The 19743-nt window shown below is 63.8% G+C and carries 19 protein-coding genes; 6 read left to right on the forward strand and 13 right to left on the reverse strand.

What is annotated here, in order from left to right:
* Positions 1–21: 21 nt before the first annotated feature.
* The gene (locus ACQKPE_RS11400; RefSeq protein ID WP_427665844.1) at positions 22–1254 is read left to right on the forward strand and encodes an acyl-CoA dehydrogenase; all 1233 of its coding nucleotides are present in this window, start codon (positions 22–24) and stop codon (positions 1252–1254) included.
* Between the two features lie 53 nt (positions 1255–1307).
* Here the strand turns inward: ACQKPE_RS11400 and ACQKPE_RS11405 are convergent, their stop codons facing one another.
* Positions 1308–2384 (reverse strand): TerC family protein, encoded by a 1077-nt coding sequence (locus tag ACQKPE_RS11405; RefSeq protein WP_427665846.1) that lies wholly within the window; start codon positions 2382–2384, stop codon positions 1308–1310.
* Between the two features lie 174 nt (positions 2385–2558).
* Complete coding sequence (locus ACQKPE_RS11410; RefSeq protein WP_427665847.1) at positions 2559–3038, reverse strand: GNAT family N-acetyltransferase; 480 nt, start codon at positions 3036–3038, stop codon at positions 2559–2561.
* A 157-nt stretch (positions 3039–3195) separates the two neighbouring features.
* Between ACQKPE_RS11410 and ACQKPE_RS11415 the strand changes: the two genes are divergently transcribed.
* Positions 3196–3531 carry a VOC family protein gene (locus tag ACQKPE_RS11415; protein ID WP_427665849.1) on the forward strand — a complete coding sequence of 112 codons (336 nt, stop codon included), beginning with the start codon at positions 3196–3198 and terminating at the stop codon, positions 3529–3531.
* 79 nt (positions 3532–3610) lie between these two features.
* Positions 3611–4090 carry a VOC family protein gene (locus ACQKPE_RS11420; protein WP_427665850.1) on the forward strand — a complete coding sequence of 160 codons (480 nt, stop codon included), beginning with the start codon at positions 3611–3613 and terminating at the stop codon, positions 4088–4090.
* A gap of 61 nt (positions 4091–4151) precedes the next feature.
* Here ACQKPE_RS11420 and ACQKPE_RS11425 read toward each other — a convergent pair whose 3' ends face one another.
* From ACQKPE_RS11425 to ACQKPE_RS11435, 3 genes are all read right to left on the reverse strand, one after another.
* Positions 4152–5003, reverse strand: a complete 852-nt coding sequence (locus ACQKPE_RS11425; RefSeq protein ID WP_427665852.1) for a TIGR03915 family putative DNA repair protein — start codon at positions 5001–5003, stop codon at positions 4152–4154.
* The gene (locus tag ACQKPE_RS11430; RefSeq protein ID WP_427665854.1) at positions 4994–6214 is read right to left on the reverse strand and encodes a putative DNA modification/repair radical SAM protein; all 1221 of its coding nucleotides are present in this window, start codon (positions 6212–6214) and stop codon (positions 4994–4996) included. The genes ACQKPE_RS11425 and ACQKPE_RS11430 overlap by 10 nt, the downstream gene beginning before the upstream one ends.
* An 84-nt stretch (positions 6215–6298) precedes the next feature.
* Positions 6299–7216 carry a LysR family transcriptional regulator gene (locus tag ACQKPE_RS11435; protein WP_427665856.1) on the reverse strand — a complete coding sequence of 306 codons (918 nt, stop codon included), beginning with the start codon at positions 7214–7216 and terminating at the stop codon, positions 6299–6301.
* A gap of 98 nt (positions 7217–7314) precedes the next feature.
* On the opposite strand from ACQKPE_RS11435, the gene ACQKPE_RS11440 reads away from it, so the two are divergent.
* A complete protein-coding gene (locus ACQKPE_RS11440) occupies positions 7315–7620 on the forward strand; it encodes a putative quinol monooxygenase (protein ID WP_427665858.1) in 306 nt (101 codons plus the stop codon).
* A gap of 14 nt (positions 7621–7634) precedes the next feature.
* The gene (locus tag ACQKPE_RS11445; RefSeq protein ID WP_427665860.1) at positions 7635–8489 is read left to right on the forward strand and encodes a type 1 glutamine amidotransferase domain-containing protein; all 855 of its coding nucleotides are present in this window, start codon (positions 7635–7637) and stop codon (positions 8487–8489) included.
* A gap of 52 nt (positions 8490–8541) precedes the next feature.
* On the opposite strand, the gene ACQKPE_RS11450 is transcribed toward ACQKPE_RS11445, so the two are convergent.
* From ACQKPE_RS11450 to ACQKPE_RS11460, 3 genes are all read right to left on the reverse strand, one after another.
* Positions 8542–9786: a saccharopine dehydrogenase family protein gene (locus ACQKPE_RS11450; protein ID WP_427665862.1), complete on the reverse strand. Its 1245-nt coding sequence runs from the start codon at positions 9784–9786 to the stop codon at positions 8542–8544.
* Between the two features lie 31 nt (positions 9787–9817).
* On the reverse strand, positions 9818–10915 hold the full coding sequence (locus ACQKPE_RS11455) for a carboxynorspermidine decarboxylase (RefSeq protein WP_427665863.1): 1098 nt from the start codon (positions 10913–10915) through the stop codon (positions 9818–9820).
* Positions 10916–11163: 248 nt separating this feature from the next.
* A complete protein-coding gene (locus ACQKPE_RS11460) occupies positions 11164–11559 on the reverse strand; it encodes a RidA family protein (protein ID WP_427665865.1) in 396 nt (131 codons plus the stop codon).
* 113 nt (positions 11560–11672) lie between these two features.
* Between ACQKPE_RS11460 and ACQKPE_RS11465 the strand changes: the two genes are divergently transcribed.
* Positions 11673–12575, forward strand: a complete 903-nt coding sequence (locus ACQKPE_RS11465; RefSeq protein ID WP_427665867.1) for a LysR substrate-binding domain-containing protein — start codon at positions 11673–11675, stop codon at positions 12573–12575.
* Between the two features lie 28 nt (positions 12576–12603).
* Here the strand turns inward: ACQKPE_RS11465 and ACQKPE_RS11470 are convergent, their stop codons facing one another.
* The 5 genes from ACQKPE_RS11470 to ACQKPE_RS11490 form a co-directional block, all read right to left on the reverse strand.
* The gene (locus ACQKPE_RS11470) at positions 12604–14307 is read right to left on the reverse strand and encodes an amidase (protein ID WP_427665869.1); all 1704 of its coding nucleotides are present in this window, start codon (positions 14305–14307) and stop codon (positions 12604–12606) included.
* A 134-nt stretch (positions 14308–14441) separates the two neighbouring features.
* Positions 14442–16340, reverse strand: a complete 1899-nt coding sequence (locus tag ACQKPE_RS11475; protein ID WP_427665871.1) for a hypothetical protein — start codon at positions 16338–16340, stop codon at positions 14442–14444.
* 109 nt (positions 16341–16449) lie between these two features.
* Positions 16450–17289 carry a glutathione-dependent disulfide-bond oxidoreductase gene (gene yghU / locus ACQKPE_RS11480; RefSeq protein WP_427665873.1) on the reverse strand — a complete coding sequence of 280 codons (840 nt, stop codon included), beginning with the start codon at positions 17287–17289 and terminating at the stop codon, positions 16450–16452.
* A 79-nt stretch (positions 17290–17368) separates the two neighbouring features.
* Entirely contained in the window at positions 17369–18328 is a 960-nt protein-coding gene (locus ACQKPE_RS11485) for a quinone oxidoreductase family protein (RefSeq protein ID WP_427665875.1), read from the reverse strand.
* A gap of 147 nt (positions 18329–18475) precedes the next feature.
* On the reverse strand, positions 18476–19678 hold the full coding sequence (locus ACQKPE_RS11490) for an NAD(P)/FAD-dependent oxidoreductase (protein WP_427665877.1): 1203 nt from the start codon (positions 19676–19678) through the stop codon (positions 18476–18478).
* Positions 19679–19743: the final 65 nt, after the last annotated feature.

Raw genomic sequence — 19743 nt, forward strand, 5'->3', positions numbered from 1 at the left:
CATTCCTTGAAGGTAGCCCCGATGGATTTCGCCTATACGCCCAAGGTCCAGGCTCTTCGCGAGCGCGTCACCGCGTTCATGGATGCCCATGTGTACCCCGCAGAACCGGTGTTCGAGCGCCAGGTCGCCGAGGGCGACCGCTGGCAACCCACCGCGATCATGGAGGAGCTCAAGGCCAAGGCCCGCGCCGAGGGGCTATGGAACCTGTTCCTGCCCGAGTCCGAGTATGGTGCGGGCCTGACCAACATGGAGTACGCGCCGTTGGCCGAGATCATGGGCCGCTCGCTGCTGGGCCCGGAGCCGTTCAACTGCTCGGCGCCGGACACCGGCAACATGGAAGTGCTGGTGCGCTACGGCAGCGAGGCGCAGAAGCAGCAGTGGCTGGAGCCCTTGCTGCGTGGCGAGATTCGCTCGGCGTTCGCCATGACCGAGCCGGACGTGGCCTCGTCCGATGCCACCAACATGGCCGCCACCGCCGTGCGCGAGGGTGACCAGTGGGTAATCAACGGCCGCAAGTGGTGGACCTCCGGCGCGTGCGACCCGCGTTGCAAGGTGATGATCTTCATGGGCTTGTCCGACCCGGATGGCCCGCGTCACCAGCAGCATTCGATGATCCTGGTGCCCACTGACACGCCGGGTGTGAAGATCGTCCGCCCGCTGCCGGTATTCGGCTACGACGACGCGCCCCATGGCCACGCCGAGGTGCTGTTCGAGAATGTGCGCGTGCCCTACGAGAATGTGCTGCTGGGCGAAGGCCGCGGCTTCGAGATCGCCCAGGGGCGTCTTGGCCCAGGCCGTATCCACCATTGCATGCGCTCGGTCGGCATGGCCGAACGGGCCCTTGAGCTGATGTGCAAGCGTGCGGTCAGTCGTACCGCGTTCGGTCGGCCCTTGGCGCGCCTGGGCGGCAACGTCGACAAGATCGCCGACTCGCGCATGGAGATCGACATGGCCCGGCTGCTGACCCTGAAGGCGGCGTACATGATGGACACCGTCGGCAACAAGGTGGCCCGCAGCGAGATCGCGCAGATCAAGGTGGTGGCACCGAACGTGGCGTTGCAGGTGATCGACCGGGCGATCCAGATGCATGGCGGGGCAGGGGTGAGTGGGGATTTCCCGTTGGCCTACATGTATGCCATGCAGCGCACCTTGCGCCTGGCCGATGGGCCGGATGAAGTGCACCGGGCAGCGATTGGCAAGTATGAGATTGGCAAGTACGTACCCAAGGAGATGTTGCGTAGCGGGCACTCCTGACGCACCATCAAGCCAATGAAAAGACCCGCCTAGGCGGGTCTTTTCATGTTTGGTTACCCGCCGGTTTCGGTCACCCCGGGGGCTTTCTTGCCATCGACCTGAGCCGGTGGACGCTCATCCATTGTCGTGCCCTCGACGACCCCCTCTGGTGGAACAGGGTCGCGGCGAGTCTTGAACAGCGAGAGCACCACGCCACCGAATAGCAGCCCGAAGGTCACCCCCAGCGACAGCAGCGCGGGCACCTTGCCGACCAACCCGTGGTAGAAGATCTTGCAGCCGATGAAGATCAGCACCAGTGCCAGGGCGTACTTGAGGTAGACGAAGCGGTGCATCAGCGCCGCCAGGGCGAAGTACAGCGAGCGCAGGCCGAGGATGGCGAAGATGTTCGAGGTGTAGACGATGAACGGGTCCTGGGTGATGGCGAAGATCGCCGGCACGCTGTCGACGGCGAATACCAGGTCGGCCAGCTCGATCAGTACCAAGGCGAGGAACAACGGCGTGGCATAGCGCAGTGCCTTGGTTTGTCCGGGCGGCGTGAGCTGCACGAAGAAGTGCTTGCCGTGGATTTGATCGGTGACGCGCATGTGCCGGCGCACGAAGCGCAGTACCGGGTTGTTGGCAAGGTCGGGGTGGCTGTCCTCCTTGGACAACGCCATCTTCACCCCGGTGAACAGTAGGAACGCGCCGAAGATGTACAACACCCACTCGAAGTTCTGCACCAGTGCCGCGCCCACGCCGATCATGATCGCACGCAGGACCACCACGCCGAGGATGCCCCAGAACAGCACCCGGTGCTGGTAACGGCGAGGGATGGCGAAGAAGCTGAAGATCATTGCCATGACGAATACGTTGTCCATCGACAGCGACTGCTCGACCAGGAACCCGGTGTAGAACTCCAGCGCCGACTGGCTGCCCAGTTCGTACCACACCCACACGCCGAACAACACGCCGACGCTGAAGTAGCCCGAGTACAACAGCAGGCTCTCGCGCATTTCGATTTCGCGGTCTTCGCGGTGCAGTACGCCCAGGTCCAGGACCAGCAGGCCGACGACGATGGTGACGAACACCAGCCACAGCCAGGTGCTGGTACCGAGCAAAGGTGTGGTGAGGAATGTATGCAGAGCTGTCATGAGCCCCTCCTTGATTGTCGACGTTGCGCAAGGCAACAGTGATTCCGACATGGCGGGAAATCCGTCAGAGGGGCCCGGCATCACTGGGTTTCAGACTAGTTCATGGGTAGGACCTCGCGAGCGGCAGGCTGTTACATTTTTTTGCCTGTTGCTGAAAGTCTGTAGCGCAATGGCTCAAATGCGCTTGGCCATTTCCGCTGTCGCGCCCCAGCCCAGCGCCTCATATACCGGTCTGCCGATGTCGGTTGCATGTAGCACGGCAAAGCTCAGCCCGCGCTGGGTGAACTCGGTTTCGGCCAGCTTCATCAGCGCCGAGGCCAGGCCACGGCGACGGTGGCTGGGTTCGACGTAGACGTTCAGTACATAGCCGCGTGCCTCATCCTTTGGGTGTGCCGGGTGGGGCGGCCAGTCGAGGCTCATCAGGCCGATCGCGGCAATTGGCTGGTCGGCGTCGAGCAGGGCGAAGCCGTAGTAGCGACCATCGTCCAGGCGTGGGCGCAACCAGGGGCGAAAATGTTCGCTCATGGTGTGCAACTGAGCGGCATCGCCGCCTGCTTCGAGGAACATGGCGTGGCGATGACGGCAAATCATGTCGAGGTCGTCGGCTGTCAGCCTGCGTAGGGTAAGACCAGGGAGGTCGAGGCAAGTGTTCATGTGCGATACCGGCTGGGGAAAGCTCGATGCTAATGCTTGCGGCGGCTAGGCATGAGATACAGATCATGGGCAAACCCACCATACAGCCGAGCTTGCTGGTCGAGGCGCTTACAAGGGATCATCGAGCCTCCAAGTGGCCCCCAAGCCGGAGGTTGTCATGCCCTTGAGTGCACTGTTGCGTTGCCGTGACCTACAGCAGACCCGCGCCTGGTATGAAGCCCTTGGCTTCAACGTGTCCGACTCGGCGCAAGCCACCCTCACTGTAAGCCTGCAGGGCTCCCAGCTGGTGTTCACTAAAGATGATCTCTGGGGTAGCGAGCCTGGATGTTCAGGCACTTTCTACTTGAGCATCACTGACCTCGACCGCTACCACGAGCAGGTAAAGGGCCGGACAACCCTTGCCTGGCCGTTGCAGGACATGCCCTACGGCTCCAGGGAGTTTGGTGTGCGCGACTGCAACGGCTACTACTTGGCGTTCAGCGAGCAGCATTGACCGCACATCACTGCGCCGGGGCTTGATGCGCCCTGGCCGCTAGACTTCAGGGTCCATGCCCATACCTTGGAGCACTGCCATGACCCCCAAAAACGCCATTTGCCTATGGTTCGACGGCGACGCGCAGGAGGCGGCCGAGTTCTATGCCCGGACCTTTCCCGACAGCGCGGTAACGGCAGTGCATCTGGCACCGGGCGATTACCCCTCGGGCAAGGCCGGCGATGTCATTACCGTGCAGTTCACCGTAATGGGTATTCCTTGCCTGGGCCTCAATGGCGGGCCGATGTTCAAACACAGCGAGGCGTTTTCCTTCCAGGTGGCAACCGATGACCAAGCCGAGACCGACCGCTACTGGCGGGCGATCATCGACAATGGCGGGGAAGCCAGTGTATGTGGCTGGTGCCGCGACAAATGGGGGGTGTCCTGGCAGATCACTCCGAGGGTGCTCACCGAAGCCATCGCCAGCCCCGACCGCGCCGCGGCCAAGCGGGCGTTCGAGGCGATGATGCAGATGGACAAGATCGACATTGCGGCGATCGAGGCGGCGTTTCGCGGATGAAGATAACTTGGGTCGAGCTGCTTTTGTGACCGCGGGTGTGGGACCCTTGGCAAGGTTTGCTTCAGAGCTGGCGCGCAGGCTTGCCAATCACCTGCTTGCCTCGCTGCAAGCCCACCTCCAGCGCTTGCCCATCGCGCTGCTTGCCCTGACGCGCCAGGCCTTCGAGCTGGGGAATCAGCATACCTTCCGGCAGGTGCCGCCAGAAGCGTCCAGGCATGTGCAGGCGCAGGGCGTCGGGGTTGAGCCGGGCCGGGTTGAAGGTGGAGCGGTAGTAGGCGCGCCACAGGTCGGCGCCGGGGTCTTCGGCGTGCTGCGCCCATTGACGCCAGTCTTCGGGGCAGTGGCGGCGGTAGTCCAGCGTCTGGCCGTCATAGCGGATGCCGTCCTGGGGTGTCGCAATCAGCCAGCGCAGGCGCCCGAGGCGCTCGGCGAAGTGGCCGCTGGCACTTTCGAGAATGTCGTGGGCAGGCTCGTGGAAGGCCACCATCTCCAGTTGCAGGCGCTGGGCCAGGGGTTCCGGTAGTGGCACGAAGCGTACGAAGGCATGCAGGTGGTGTGCTTCGCGCCCGACCTGCTTGATGCGTCGTTGCAACTCGCTGCCCAGGCGGTCACCGGCAAGCATGGCGGTGCGGTCGCCGTGGGCAACGCGCCACAACACTTCATACAACAGGTTCCAACGTTGTTCGCCACGGTAGCGGGCGGCCTGTTCCAACTGCCCCAACAGGGTCGCAGGTACCTTGGCACGAAAGGGGCCCGGCCCTTGCGGCAATGGCAAAGGGGCTGCGAGCAGGTCATTGGTCGGACCCTGGTTCCAGGTGACGTCGGCAGGGTCGATGCCATGCCCCAGCAGCACCCGCGCCTGGTCACGCCAGGTGCTGAACAGGTCGTCGCAGTCGAGCGCGATCACCCCCACAACCCCATCTGTTGCGGTGCCTGTGGCTCGCGCAGGCGCTCACGCAACAAGCCGCTGCGCAGTTCCGCCTGGGCGGGGCGGTAGTCGCTGGTGACGATGAACGGGCGGGCTTTTTCCAGCACGCAGCGCAGCTGGATCAGGTCGTCATAGCGCACCCGTCGTTCGCGGCGCAGCGCTACCAGGCGCTGCACGCTGCGTATGCCAATGCCGGGAATGCGCGCGAGCAAGGCGGGTTCTGCGCGGTTTACATCCAACGGGAACACCTCGCGGTTGGCCAGTGCCCAGGCCAGCTTCGGGTCGATGTCCAGCGCCAGGTTACCGGCCTGGGCGAGCAGTTCGCCGGCCTTGTAGCCATAGCCGCGCATGAGGAAGTCGGCCTGGTACAGGCGGTGCTCGCGCAGCAGCGGCGGGGCTGCCAGGGGCACGCTGTTCGGGCTGTCGGGGATGGGGCTGAAGGCCGAATAGTAGACGCGCTTGAGACCATAACCCTGGTACAGAGATTCGGCATTGCGCAGCAAGGTGCGGTCGTCGGTGGTGTCGGCGCCGACGATCACCTGGGTGCTTTGCCCGGCTGGGGTGAAGCGCGGCGCGCGTGGCTCGCCAGCCACGGCCTGCTGGCCCTGGTGGATCACCCCCATGGCCTGGCGGATGGTGTGAGCGTGTTTTTCCGGGGCCAGGCGTTTAAGGCTGGCGTCGGTCGGTAGCTCGACATTGACGCTCAGGCGGTCGGCCAGGCGCCCGGCTTCCTCGATCAGCAGCGGGTCGGCGTCGGGGATGGTCTTGAGGTGGATATAGCCACGGAAGCCATGCTCCTCTCGCAGCAGCCGCGCCACGCGAATCAACTGCTCCATGGTGTAGTCGGCCGAGCGGATGATGCCTGAGCTCAGAAACAAGCCGCTGATGCAGTTGCGCCGGTAGAAGTCGAGGGTCAGGCGCACCACTTCCTCGGGGCTGAAGCGTGCCCGCGGTACATTGCTGGAGCGGCGGTTGACGCAGTATTGGCAGTCGTACAGGCAGAAGTTGGTGAGCAGCACCTTGAGCAGCGACACGCAGCGCCCGTCAGGGGTGAAGCTGTGGCAGATGCCCATGCCATCGGTAGCGCCAAGCCCGTCCCGGCCACGAGAGCTGCGCTTGGGCGCGCCACTGCTGGCGCACGAGGCGTCGTACTTGGCGGCGTCGGCGAGGATGCCGAGCTTGGCGATGAGTTGCATAGGAAATGCTCTGAAATACTGGTTGTTCATACAGTATTCCGGCATTGGCCTATTTGCAAGTGGCTGCTCGATGTTGGTTTATTTCTATTTCCGCCACTTCGCCGCTACATCCCACAGCTGCTGCCTGAACCAGCGCCGCAGCGGGTCGGCATGGGTGCGCTCGTGCCAGATCTGCATTACCTCTACCCGCGGCAAGGCCAGTGGCAGCGGGTATAGGCACAGGTCGTCGTCGCGAAGCACTGCCTCTTCAGCCACTGAACGCAGGCAGGTCAGCAGCAGGTCGGTCCCCCGGACCAGACGAGTTGGCGCCAGAAAGCTCGACAGCCCAGCGGTTACTCGGCGGCTATGGCCCAGATTACGCAAGGCGCGGTCCACCAGCCCGTCGAGGTCGCCGGTGAGGGTAGTAAGCAGGTGCTCACAGGCCAGGAAACTCTCCAGGTTCAGGCCTGCGGCCAACTTCGGGTTACCACGCGAGCCCAGCACCACGAAGTCTTCGCTGAGCAGGCGTTGCTGGTGGAATGTGTCGGGCAGGTCGGTGTAGAACCCTGCGATGGCCAGGTCGCAAGTGCCTTTCTCCAGGGCTTCGCGCGGTAGTTGGCCTCGGGTGTTGTGGGTAATGAGCGTCAGGTTCGGTGCATGGCTGCGCAAGATTGGCAGCAGCTCGGGTAGTAGGGTCTGCTCCAGATAGTCGGTGCTGTACAGGTGTAGGCGGGCAGGGCGGGAGAGGAAATCCTGGCCGTCGCAACGTTCGAAGAAGGCCTCCAGATCCTCCACCAGCCGTTGTACTTCGGGAGCCAGTTCGTGGGCACGTGGCGTAGGGGTAAGACCGCGTGGTGCGCGAACGAACAGTGGGTCGCCGAACTGGTGGCGAAGCTTGTTCAGCTTGTGGCTGAGGGCCGGTTGGCTGAGCGCCATGCGCTCGGCGGCCAGGGTGGCGTTGCGTTCCTGGTAGAGCACCTGGAAAACCAGCAATAGGTTGATGTCTTTATTGGCGATATTCATTTTTTGGATCGCAGAAATAACGGCTTTCGAATTATCGAATGCTAGCGCACTGGCTAGGATGGCGGCACTTCAATCGCAAGCGCCATCGGAGGCCTGCAATGCCCGTCACTCTCTTCGCCACCATCCAACCTCGCCCAGAGCACCGCGACGCGGTGGAAAAGGCCCTGCGCGAAATGGTCCGCCATACCCGTGCCGAGCCCGGCAACCTGCGCTACGACCTGTTCCTGCGTGAAGGCGAGGTGCTGGCATTCGAGCTATTCGAACTCTATGTCGATGCCGCCGCCGTCGAGGCTCATCGCCAGAGCCCGCACTACCAAGCCTACCGCGCCGCCACCAGCGAGTGGCTGGCGGCGCCGACCCAGGTGCACATCGCCCACCCTCTTGACCTTGCCCCTTTCAACTGATCTGGAACCCTTTCATGCACAAGATCACCCCCATAGCCTTGGCGCTGGCTGGCGTGCTGCTCGGCGGTGCCGCCAGCGCGGCGTCCAAAGGCGAAGTGCTGGTACTGCTGTCCAGCGAAAACCAGCTGCCGCTGCAAGATGGCAAGCAGTACGCCACCGGCTATTACCTCAACGAGTTCGGTGTACCCGCCGATCGTCTGCTCAAGGCCGGTTACACGCTGGTGCTGGTAACCCCCAAGGGCAATGCGCCGACGGTTGATGCGCGCTCGGTCGACCCGCAGTACTTCGCAGGCGACTCTCAGGAGATGCAGCGTATCCAGAAGCTGGTAAAAGGCCTGCCGGGCATTGATGACACCCTTTCGGTGAAAGAGGTGCTGGCCGGTGACCTGGACCGCTACGCGGGCCTGTTCATCCCTGGCGGCCATGCGCCACTGATCGACCTGGCCAACAACCCCGATGTCGGCACGCTGTTGCGGCATTTCAACCAGGCAGGCAAACCGACTGCCGCGATCTGCCACGGCCCCATCGCCTTGCTCTCAGCGCAAAAAGACCCGGGCGCCTACCAGGCGGCCTTGGCCCGGGGCGAAACCCCGGCAGCCAGCAACTGGGTGTACCAGGGGTACCGCATGACCATCTTCTCCGACCCGGAAGAGCAGGTGTTCGAAGGTTCGTTGAAGGATGAGCGCTTGCTGTTCTACCCCGCGAAAGCCATGGCTAGCGCGGGTGGTGCAATGAGCTATGCGAAAGCGTGGATGCCGAACGTGGTGGTCGATCGCGAGCTGATCACCGGGCAGAACCCATTCTCGGACAAGGCGTTGGCCGAGGCGCTGGTAGAACGATTGGACAGTCGGGTGAAAGAGGGGCAGTGAGGGAAAGGCAGGAGAAGTATCGGCCCCATCGCGGGGCCGATACGGGGATGAATCAGGCTTCAGCGTCCCACGGACGGTCGCCTTTCTCATCCTTGACGCGGGTCGGCAGGCCCATCACGTCCAGGGCCTTGAGGAACGGCTCGGCCGGCAGTTCCTCGACGTTGACCATGCGGCCAGCGTCCCACTCGCCACGGGCGACCAGCAGCGCGGCGGCTACCGGCGGTACGCCCGCGGTGTAGGAGATGCCTTGGCTGTCGGTCTCGGCGTAGGCCTCTTCATGGTCGGCCACGTTGTAGATGAACACTTCCCGTGGCTGGCCATCCTTGGTGCCCTTGACCAGGTCGCCGATGCAGGTCTTGCCGGTGTAGCCCGGGGCCAGGGAGGCCGGGTCGGGCAGTACGGCCTTGACCACTTTCAGCGGTACCACTTCCAGGCCTTCGGCGGTGCGCACCGGCTGCTCGGAGAGCAGGCCGAGGTTCTTCAGCACCGTGAACACGTTGATGTAGTGCTCGCCGAAGCTCATCCAGAAACGCACGTTCGGCACGTTCAGGTTCTTCGAGATCGAGTGCACTTCGTCGTGTCCGGTCAGGTACAGGTTCTGCGAACCCACCACCGGCAGGTCGTCGGTGCGCTTGACCTCGAACATGGTGTTGCTGGTCCATTGGCTGTTCTGCCAGCTCCAGACTTGACCGGTGAACTCACGGAAGTTGATTTCCGGGTCGAAGTTGGTGGCGAAGTACTTGCCATGGGAACCGGCATTGACGTCGAGGATGTCGATCGAGTCAATGCGATCGAAATACTGTTGCTGCGCGAGTTTAGCGTAGCTGTTCACCACACCCGGGTCGAAACCGACACCAAGAATGGCGGTGATGTTCTTCTGTTGGCACTCTTCGAGGTGTTTCCACTCGTAGTTGCCGTACCACGGCGGGGTTTCGCAGATCTTGCCCGGCTCTTCGTGGATGGCGGTGTCCAGGTAGGCGACACCGGTATCGATGCAGGCACGCAGCACCGACATGTTGAGGAAGGCGGAACCGACGTTGATGACGATCTGCGATTCGGTCTCGCGGATCAGCGCCTTGGTTGCCTCGACATCGAGGGCATTGAGCGAGAAGGCCTGGATGTCGGCGGGTACCTTGAGGCTACCCTTGGCCTTGACGCTGTCGATGATGGCCTGGCATTTGGAGATGTTCCGCGACGCAATGGCAATACGACCGAGTTCGTCGTTATGCTGCGCGCACTTGTGGGCCACCACCTTGGCGACACCTCCTGCACCAATGATAAGAACGTTCTTCTTCAATTTATCCCTTGCTCCTTACTGAACGCCGGTCTTACGACAGGCTGGAAACGTAGTCTTCGAAACCGAACTCGCGCACCACCTCGACACTGCCGTCGAGCTGCTTGACCACGATGGCCGGCATCTTCAGACCGTTGAACCAGTTTTTCTTGACCATGGTGTAGCCAGCCGTGTCGATGAACGACAGGCGATCGCCGATGGCCAGCGGACGATCGAATTGGTACTCGCCGAAGATGTCGCCGGCCAGGCACGACTTGCCGCAGACCATGTAGGTGTGCTCGCCGTCGTTGGGCGCCATCTTGGCGTTGAGGCGGTAGATCAACAAATCGAGCAGGTGCGCTTCGATGGAGCTGTCGACCACGGCCAGGTGCTTGCCGTTGTACAGGGTGTCGAGCACGGTCACTTCCAGCGAGGCGCTGTTGGTGATGGCGGCTTCGCCGGGCTCCAGGTACACCTGCACGGCGTATTTTTCCGAGAAGGCTTTCAGGCGTGCGCAGAACGCATCGACGGCATAGTCTTCGCCGGTGAAGTGGATGCCGCCACCCAGGCTGACCCACTCGACCTTGTGCAGCAGGTGGCCGAAGCGCTCCTCGATGTGCGAGAGCATCTTGTCGAACAGGCCGAAGTCGCCGTTCTCGCAGTTGTTGTGGAACATGAAACCGGAGATCTGCTCGATGACCTGTTCGATCTTCGCAGGGTCCCACTCGCCCAGGCGGCTGAAGGGACGGGCGGGGTCGGCCAGCAGGTAGTCGGAGCTGCTCACTTGCGGGTTGACACGCAGGCCACGGACCTTGCCCTGGGACTGCTCGGCGAAGCGCTGCAGCTGGCCGATGGAGTTGAAGATGATCTTGTCGCAGTTCTCCAGCATCTCCTCGACCTCGTCGTCGGCCCAGGCCACGCTGTAGGCGTGGGTTTCGCCGGCGAACTTCTGGCGACCGAGCTTGAGCTCGAACAGCGAGGAGGACGTGGTGCCGTCCATGTATTGCTGCATCAGGTCGAACACCGACCAGGTGGCGAAGCACTTGAGGGCGAGCAGGGCCTTGGCGCCGGAGTGTTCGCGCACGTAGGCGATCTTCTCCATGTTGCTCAGCAGCTTGGTTTTGTCGATGAGGTAGTACGGCGTCTTGATCATTTCAAAGGCCCCCGGCCAGGCCGGCCAAAAAAAGGACACGCATTGTGCCTTCAGTTGCCGCAGATCGAAAGGGCGCGAGGCGCATTTCGTCAGGGCTTGGGCCGTCCAATGCTATTGGATTGCCATGGGGGCTATTAGAACAGGGGAATATGACGGTCTTGGATAATGCGGGGAGAGTGGGACGAAGCGTGCGCATGAGGTTAGGCACCAGCGCGCTGCCCAGGCGGGCAGCGCTTGGCTGCTGTGGTTCAGTCCGGTAGCCGCGCGACTACCTTGATCTCGAAATCGAACCCGGACAGCCAGGTAACCCCGATAGCCGTGGTCGCAGGATAGGGCGCAGCCCCCCAGAACTCGGCGCGCACCAGATCCCAGATGGCCTGGAAGCGTGTGTCGGGGTCGACGATGAACAGCGTTACGTCCTGCACATCGGCAAACGTGCAACCTGCCGCCTCGAGAATCGCATTGAGGTTGGCGAATGCCCGACGCACCTGGTTTTCCAGGCCCGGTTCAGGCGTGCCGTCTTCACGGCTGCCGACTTGGCCTGAAACAAATAGCAAACCATTCGCGCGCACGGCGGGTGAATAATTGTGAAGTTCATACAGCGCCTGGCGCCCGGCGGGGAATACGACGTCTCGTTGGGCCATGGGAAAAGTCTCCATCAATTGGGGGTGAGACCACTGTAAGAAGCATCGAGCCCGCGATAAATGCGCAACTCTGGTTATCATTGTTTGTGATTCCCAAACAATAGAGGCTGCCGATGGACCGTTTCGACGCAATGCGCGCCTTCGCCCGGGTGGTGGAGGTCGGCAGTTTTACCAAGGCTGCCGATACCCTGGACATGAGCCGCACCACCGTCACCCAACTGGTGCAGCAACTGGAAACCCGCCTGCGGGTACGCCTGCTCAACCGCACCACGCGCAAGGTGCGGCTGACCAACGACGGTGCACAGTTCTACGAACGCGTGGTGCGCCTGCTGGCCGACCTGGAAGAGGCCGAAGGCAGCTTGAGCGGCGCGGCCAGCGCGCCAAGGGGCAAGTTGCGGGTGGATGTGCCCAGCCCCTTGGCCAGCCTGGTGCTGGTGCCGGCCCTAGCCGATTTCCATGCCCGCTACCCGGACATCCAGGTCGACATGGGCGTGAGCGACCGCATCGTCGACATCATCGGCGAGCACGTGGACTGCGTGGTGCGCGGTGGTGAGCTGCTCGACCAGTCGCTGATGGCGCGCAAGGTCGCCGACCTGGGCCTGGGCATGTATGCCTCGCCGGCCTACCTGGCGCGCCTGGGCACGCCGCTGCACCCCAGCGAGCTGGAGGGACCGGGGCAACGGGTGGTGGGGTTTCTCTGGGCGCGCAGCGGCAAACCGGTGCCCTATGCCTTGAGCCGAGGGGATGAGCGCTTGCAGGTACAGGGCCGGCCAGTGCTGTCGGTGGACGACGGCAATGCCTATCTCGCCGCCGGGCTGGCCGGACTGGGGGTACTGTGGCTGCCGGACTACATGGCCAGGCCACACTTGGCCAATGGCGGCTTGGTGCGTCTGTTCGAAGGCTGGCAGCTGGAGCCGATGCCGCTGTACGTGGCCTACCCGCCGAACCGCCATGTGGGTGCCAAGCTGCGGGTGTTCATCGACTGGGTGGTGGAAGTGATGGCCCGGCAGGGGTGAGGCCTATCGCGCTCACCCCGAAGGTCGATCAGCCCAGCGCCGGCGTGCGCGGTGGCACGATACGTCGCGAACCGGTCGACTCGAACGCCGCCGCGAAGCGCAGCAGGGCGTTGTCGTCGTAGGCCTTGCCGGCGAAGGTCAGGCCCACCGGCATGCCGATATCGGCCATCACGCCCATCGGCACGGTGACGGTCGGCACGCCCAGGTGACGGATCGCCAGGTTGCCGTTGGCCACCCAGATACCGTTGCTCCAGGCGATGTCCGCCGAGGCCGGATTGACGTCGGCATCGGCCGGGCCCACGTCGGCCACGGTAGGGAACAGCACCGCGTCCAGGCCTTGGGCGTCCATCCAGTCTTCCAGGTCGAGCTTGCGGGTACGCTCCAGGCCGCGTAGGCCATCCGGTACGGTGGCGATCTGGTCCCAGGTCTTCAGGCCGCGCTTGGCCATGTTGACGTACTCGTCCATGCCCGCCGCCAGGTCGTCCTCGCGATTGGGCAGGGTGCCGGGGTCGTGGGGGAAGATCTGCGGGCCGTCGACGTCGGCCAGGCGGTTGAGCTTAGGGTCGTCGTTGGCGCGCAGGAAATCGTCGAAGGCCCAGCCGGAAAGCTCCCACAGCTCGTCATGCAGGAATTCCTTGCTGACGATGCCGCGGTTGAACACGGTCGGTGCGCCCGGGCGGTCGCCCTCGCAGTTGGATACCAGCGGGAAGTCCACCTCAAGCACTTGCGCGCCGGCCGCTTCCAGGGCCTGGCGTGCCTGCTGCCAGAGCGCGATGACGCTGGCCCGGGTGTCGATACGCTGGCCGGTCGGGCCGCCGATACCGGGTTTTTCCGAGGTGCCCGCTGCGGCGTCGGCGTTGATGTACATGCGCGGCACGCCGAAGCGCTTGCCCTTGAGCGCGCCGGCATCGGCGGCCAGGTCCAGGTAGGACGCCGGACGCACGCTGGAGGCGGCGGGAATCGGCACCCAGGGTTGCAGGCGCCAGAGGTCGCCACGGGTGTCGGCGTCATCAGCCACCACCACGTCGAGCACTTCCAGCAGGTCGGCCATGGTCCGGGCGTAGGGCACCACCACGTCCATGGTCGGGGTCAGCGGCCAGTTGCCGCGCACCGAGATCACCCCACGCGAAGGGGTATAGGCGCACAGGCCGTTGTTCGAGGCCGGGCCGCGGCCGCTGGACCAGGTTTCCTCGGCCAGGCCGAAGGCGCTGAAGCTGGCCGCAGTGGCGGTGCCGGCGCCATTGGAGGAGCCGGAAGCGAAGGGCGCGGTGAGGTAGGCGGCGTTGTACGGGCTTTCGGCGCGGCCATACACGCCACGCTGCATGCCGCCGTTGGCCATGGGCGGCATGTTGGTCTTGCCCAGGCAGATGGCACCGCCAGCGCGCAGGCGCTCGACGGTGAAGGCATCGCGCTGGGCGACCAGGTCCTTGAACGCCGGGCTGCCGGAGGCGGCGGTCAGGCCCTTGACCAGGTAGCTGTCCTTGGCGGTGTAGGGGATGCCGTCCAGCGGACCGAGCGTTTCGCCGCGTGCGCGACGGGCGTCGGAGGCCTCGGCCTCCTTGAGTGCGTCTGGGTTGCGCACCACCACGGCATTGAGCGCGGTGGCGGTATCGGCTCCATCGTAGGCGTCGATCCGGGCCAGGTAGGCCTTGACCAGTTCGACCGCCGTCGTGCGGCCGGACGCGAGCGCGTCGCGCAGCTCGGCAATGGAAACCTCGGTTACCTCGATCATGCTGTCACCAACTCGTGCAGGTGGAAATCATGCCGGCGAGTGTAGCAAGAAGGCCTTGCCGGACGCAGGCATGCAGCGAGGAAATGGCTGGTTGCAGCGCGGCACGGATGGGTGCACACAGTGTGCCAGGTGGATCAAGCAATCTGCTCCAGGGTTTCGACCCACGGGCGCAGGTACACGCCATCTTGGTCCCAGTAGATCGTGGCAATCTTCCAGTCGTTGTCTGCTATTGGGGCTTTGCATTGGAGCGTGTGCGTACTACCTGGCAGGTGCACCACGCAGTGGACGTTATCGGGTGTAAAGGCGCCACCGCCGCTGAAGATCTTCGCGCTGATGCTGTAGATAGCTTTCTCCCAACGTGCGATGTCGATGCGTTCGGTTCCTGGCCCTTTGCGCTGGTCTTCCTTCAGTTGTGCGAAGGGCGATGCCTGTAGATCGCCTTGAGTGTCGTAGTTGACCTGCACTTGGTGGCGGCCTTCGAGGTAGTCGAGCTGTAGGTGCAGGTCTACGTCCACCAACTCCGCCCCCCACTTCAGCGTGATGCTGCCGCCCAGCTCCGCAGCCGGACGTGGCGTGTACAAACGGCTACGGGGGAATAGCGCCTTGCGAAACGCATTGGCCAACGCCCGGGTCGCGCGCTCCTGAATCACCGTGGCGTCACCGAGGAAGAGGGTCCGCGCCTGCATCGATGGGTCGACAAGGGCGTTCAACGCCGCAGCGTCTGCCGGGCCGTGGTTGACCAGGACCACGCTGGCGTTTGGGCAACTGCGTGCGTAGTCCGACACTGCCTCGGTAAAGTTCGACGGGCTGGGAGTGAGGTAGTGCTTGCACTCCAGCACCAACTGCGTCGCGTTGTTGGGATTAAGTGCCAGGGCAGGGCGCAGCACGCGAAAGTCTGGCTGGATGCCTTTCTTGCGCTTTTTGCTCTGCCCGACCAGGTCCGAGCGTAGTTCGGCCCAGATATCGAACTGCTCGCCATCGTATTCGTAGGTCGCCAGGCGATTGCCGCCGAACTCGAACGACAAGGCGCCACCGCTGACGTGGTAGTGGAAGGTGTCGGCTTCGGCCTCGGCGGTACGCAGCAGCACGCTGCCAGCCCACACCGAGTACAGCTCATGGCGCTTGCGCCAGACGGGCAAGTTCAGAAGCTCCAGCACCTCTTCCTGAAGTCGAGAAACCCAGTCCTTGTAGCGTTCGACGCCATCAAGGAAATACGCGATTCTGGAAACCACGGTATCGCTTTCAAGCAAACCTGCATTGACTTGGTCAGCGATATGCCTTTGGACATCGCGCATGGCGAGGTCCCAATGATTCAATCCGGCTTCGACCTGATACACGACTTCCTGAGCGTTCTTCAGCGCGTCGTTTCGCTGGGCAAGGGCCGATGCATAGGCTGCGTCACGGTTTTCGCCGAACGACAGGCAAAGGCTACGGAAGGCTTCGACCACTTCGCTGACGATTTCCTGAGCCTGTTCCAGCGTGCCATGACGGGTCGCCGAAAGCGGCTTCAGGGGTGGAAATTCCCGCTCATCGTAGGTTTCCGGGGTGAAATCCGATGCATGGCACAGGTTGCCTAGCAAGTCGAACAACGCCCCCGAGGGCGGTAGTTTTACGCGCAGGGCAAGGACATTTCGCACCCGCATTACCGTTTGCGCGAACGCTTCCAGGGTGAACCGCAGTGGGTCGCTGACCCGGTCGAAGCGAAACTGGATCGCCAAGGTTTCGCTGTCACGCTTGGCCTTGGCGTCTTCGAGCATCTCCAGCAGCTCATACATCATCAGGGCAAAGCCTTCCTGGCTTTTCAGCAGCTTGAGCAGGAAAGTCTCGGTGTTGATGGTAGGCGCACCGCTGGCCTGGTCTGCCTTCAGTTGCTCGGCCAAAGACTGGCCACCGGTCGGCAGGTCAAGCGCTTGCTGCAAGGCCACCTCGACATCGGCATCACGCCCCGGCTCGCCTTTTTTGCGACGCAGTTCGAGGCCCGCCTGGGTTTGCAGCGTCAGCCAGAGCTGGCTGGGGCTATCGATAGGATCCATGGCTTCACTCCCTTGTCGCACTTGGATAAGCGCTGGCGGCAGTGCCGCCAGCGTGTTGTGCAGGGAGATTAAATCGGAAAGTGGCTAATGGCCACTTTGGCGTTGAGGTTTAGCCCAGGTCAGCCGCCGAATGGCGTTCCGGCACCTGGGTCGCTTCATCGCCCCAGGTACGGTTCACCCGGCTGCCACGTTGCACTGCCGGGCGCTGGGCGATCTCTTCGGCCCAGCGTTGCACGTGCTTGTAGTCCTGCACCGAGAGGAACTCTGCTGCGCCATACAGGTTGCCGCGCACCAGTTGCCCATACCACGGCCACACGGCGATGTCGGCGATGCTGTATTCGTCGCCCGCCAGGTAGCGGCTTTCGGCCAGGCGACGGTCCAACACGTCGAGCTGGCGCTTGGTTTCCATGGTGAAGCGGTTGATGGCGTACTCGTTCTTGTCCGGCGCGTACACGTAGAAGTGGCCGAAGCCGCCACCCAGGTAGGGCGCCGAGCCCATCTGCCAGAACAGCCAGTTCAGGCTCTCGGCGCGTTCGGCCGAGGCCTTGGGCAGGAAGGCGCCGAACTTCTCGGCCAGGTACAGCAGGATCGAGCCGGACTCGAACACCCGCACCGGCGGCTCGACGCTGCGGTCGAGCAGGGCGGGGATCTTCGAGTTCGGGTTGACCCCGACGAAACCGCTGGAGAACTGCTCGCCCTCGCCAATGCGGATCAGCCAGGCATCGTACTCGGCACCTGCGTGGCCGAGCGCCAGCAGTTCCTCGAGCAGGACGGTGACCTTGACGCCGTTGGGCGTGGCCAGGGAGTACAGCTGTAGCGGGTGCTTGCCGACGGGCAGGGTCTTGTCGTGAGTGGGGCCGGCAATGGGGCGGTTGATGCTGGCGAACTGGCCGCCGGCAGCGGTGTCGTTGGTCCAGACGGCCGGGGGTACGTAGGGGGCCTTGCTCATGCAACGAATCTCCTGAGGGCTGACATGTCACGTCGAGAGGTAGGCGGTATCTATGCCATGGGTAAGTGCTGCCAGGCAATCACGGGATCATCACGATGCGCCCAAGCGGCTTGGCGGTTTCTGCGAAGGCGTGGGCTGCAGCGGCCTCGGCCAGGGGAAAGGTTCGCTCGATGACCGGGCGGATTCGGCCGCTGGCGACCGCTTGCAGCAAGTGGTTGACGCTTGCTCTGACCGTAGGCGTTTCGAACAGGGGCCCCATGAAGACGCCCAGCAGTGTCTGGTTGGCCTGCATGGCGGGCCACAGGTCGACGCTCAGGTTGTCGCCACCGGCGTTGCCGACGAACACCAGGCGCCCTTGCGCGGCCAGGGCGGAAAGTGAAGACGATAGCGTCGTTCCCACGGGGTCGATGATCAGGTCGGCACCTTTCCCGTGGGTTATTTGCAGAACAGTGTCCGGGACATCATCGACCACGCGATCCACCACATGCTGGGCGCCAAGCGCCATCAGGCGTTCGCTGCGTTGGGCGCCGCTTGCCACCGCGATCACCGTCGCGCCCGCCTGTGCAGCGAGCTGAACGGCCGCCAGCCCCACGCCACCGGCAGCGGCCTGGATGACCACGGTTTCGCCATGGCGCAGCACGCCCCGTGTGAAAAGGCAGTGTTGTGCGGTTGCGAAGGCGATGGGCAGCACCGCGGCATCCGCCGCCTCCACGCCATCAGGTACCAGCCATGTACGCCCTGCCGGTACCGCCCAGAGCTGCGCGTGCGAGCCCTGCATGTCGAACGCTGCGACCCTGTCGCCCACCCGGCGGCTATGCACGTTCGCTCCGACGGCGGCGACAGTACCTGACGCCGCGTAGCCCACTACCCAGGCAGGATGGGGCGGCGGTGTGGTGCGGCGGTTGATCAGGTCGCCCCCTTCGATGGAGATCGCCTCGACGCGAACCAGCACATCGTCAGGCCCCAGGGTTGGGTCGGGGATATCGACGTACTTCAAGACATCGGGCGCACCCGGGGTGTCGTAGACCGCTGCTTTCAAAATCGTTCCTCCATCGGGTCGGTGCATCCGTAACCGTGATGTTGTCGTGATAGAGGGAACGACAACGGCAGTGCCCTAGAGTTGCAGGCATTTGGCAAGGCACAGCGAAACTGCGCCTACCCGGGAGGAGCAGGCGCAGCTTGGCAGTTACGCCACGGGAATCAGCGGGTCGGCTGCCGCCAGTGCCGAGGCGCGCTCCGGCGCAGGCGGGTAGATCCACACGCTGTTGATCTGCTGCTTGAGTGCCTTGGCCTCGGTCTTGTCGGTGGGCGGCGAGACCTTGCGGTCCCAACCTTCGGTGTACACCGCGCCCCAGGCGCCGAGGTCCAGGCAAGTGACGTACTTGGGCTGGCTGTAGGTCATCGGCGCTTCGCCGATCAGCTCGGCAGCGGCGTTGTTACCCGCGTATCGGCCCAGGGGAATGGCGTGCTGGCAGGACATCACGGCGAAATTGCCGACCTCGTCGCAGGGGGCGTAGGCCACGTCGCCTGCGGCGTACACCGCTTCGCTGCCCTTGACCTTGAGGTGGCCATCGACGTGCAGGCGGCCCTGACGGTCGCGTTCGCCGTTCACCTGCGCAGTCAGCGCATTGGCCATGAAGCCCACGGTCCAGATCACCGTGCTGGCCTCGATGCGCATGCCGTTGCACAGTTCCACGCCGTTACCATCCACTGCCGCAACGGTCGCGCCGCACAGCCACTCCACGCCCAGCGCCTCGCTGGCCTGCTCGATGGCCGGGCGAATGCCGTCGCCCAGGGCTGCGCCGATCTGCGCACCGCGGTCGATCACCACCACGCGCGGGTTAACGCCCTGGCCGAGGATCGCGCGCAGGCGGGCCGGCATTTCAGTGGCGGTCTCGATGCCGGTGAAACCGCCGCCGGCCACCACCACGGTGTTGCGTGCGGGGCTGTCGGGTTGGTTGGCCAGCGCCTTGAGGTGGGTTTCCAGGCGCGCTGCCGACTCGAGGGTATCGACATCGAAGGCCTGCTCCAGGCCCGGCACCGGTGGCCGGTTGAGCTGGCTGCCACAGGCCAGGATCAGGCGGTCGTAGCCCAGGCTTTCGAGCTGTTGGTCGGCATCGCGGTAACGCACGGTCTTGCCCGCTTCGTCGATGTGCTCGGCGCTGCCTTGCACGAAACGCACGTTCACCGCATCGAACAAGGCCTGCAGGGGCGCGGCCATGGTGTGTACGTCGGGCTCGTAGAAGCGTGGGCGAATGCGCAACTCGGCCTGCGGGGCGAGGACCGTGATCTGTACATCGTCGCGTCCATGCTTGTCGAGCTGGCGGGCAGCGCCAAGGGCGCTCCACAGTCCGGCAAAACCTGCGCCAATGATCAGGATGTGTTTCATCGTCGTTGCTCCTGGAGCTTCTCTTGTCTTGGAAGGATCGGCTCGGGCGCGGCAGATGAAGGTGC

It is taken from the genome of Pseudomonas sp. NPDC089554 (genome assembly GCF_050280645.1).
Classification (GTDB): domain Bacteria; phylum Pseudomonadota; class Gammaproteobacteria; order Pseudomonadales; family Pseudomonadaceae; genus Aquipseudomonas.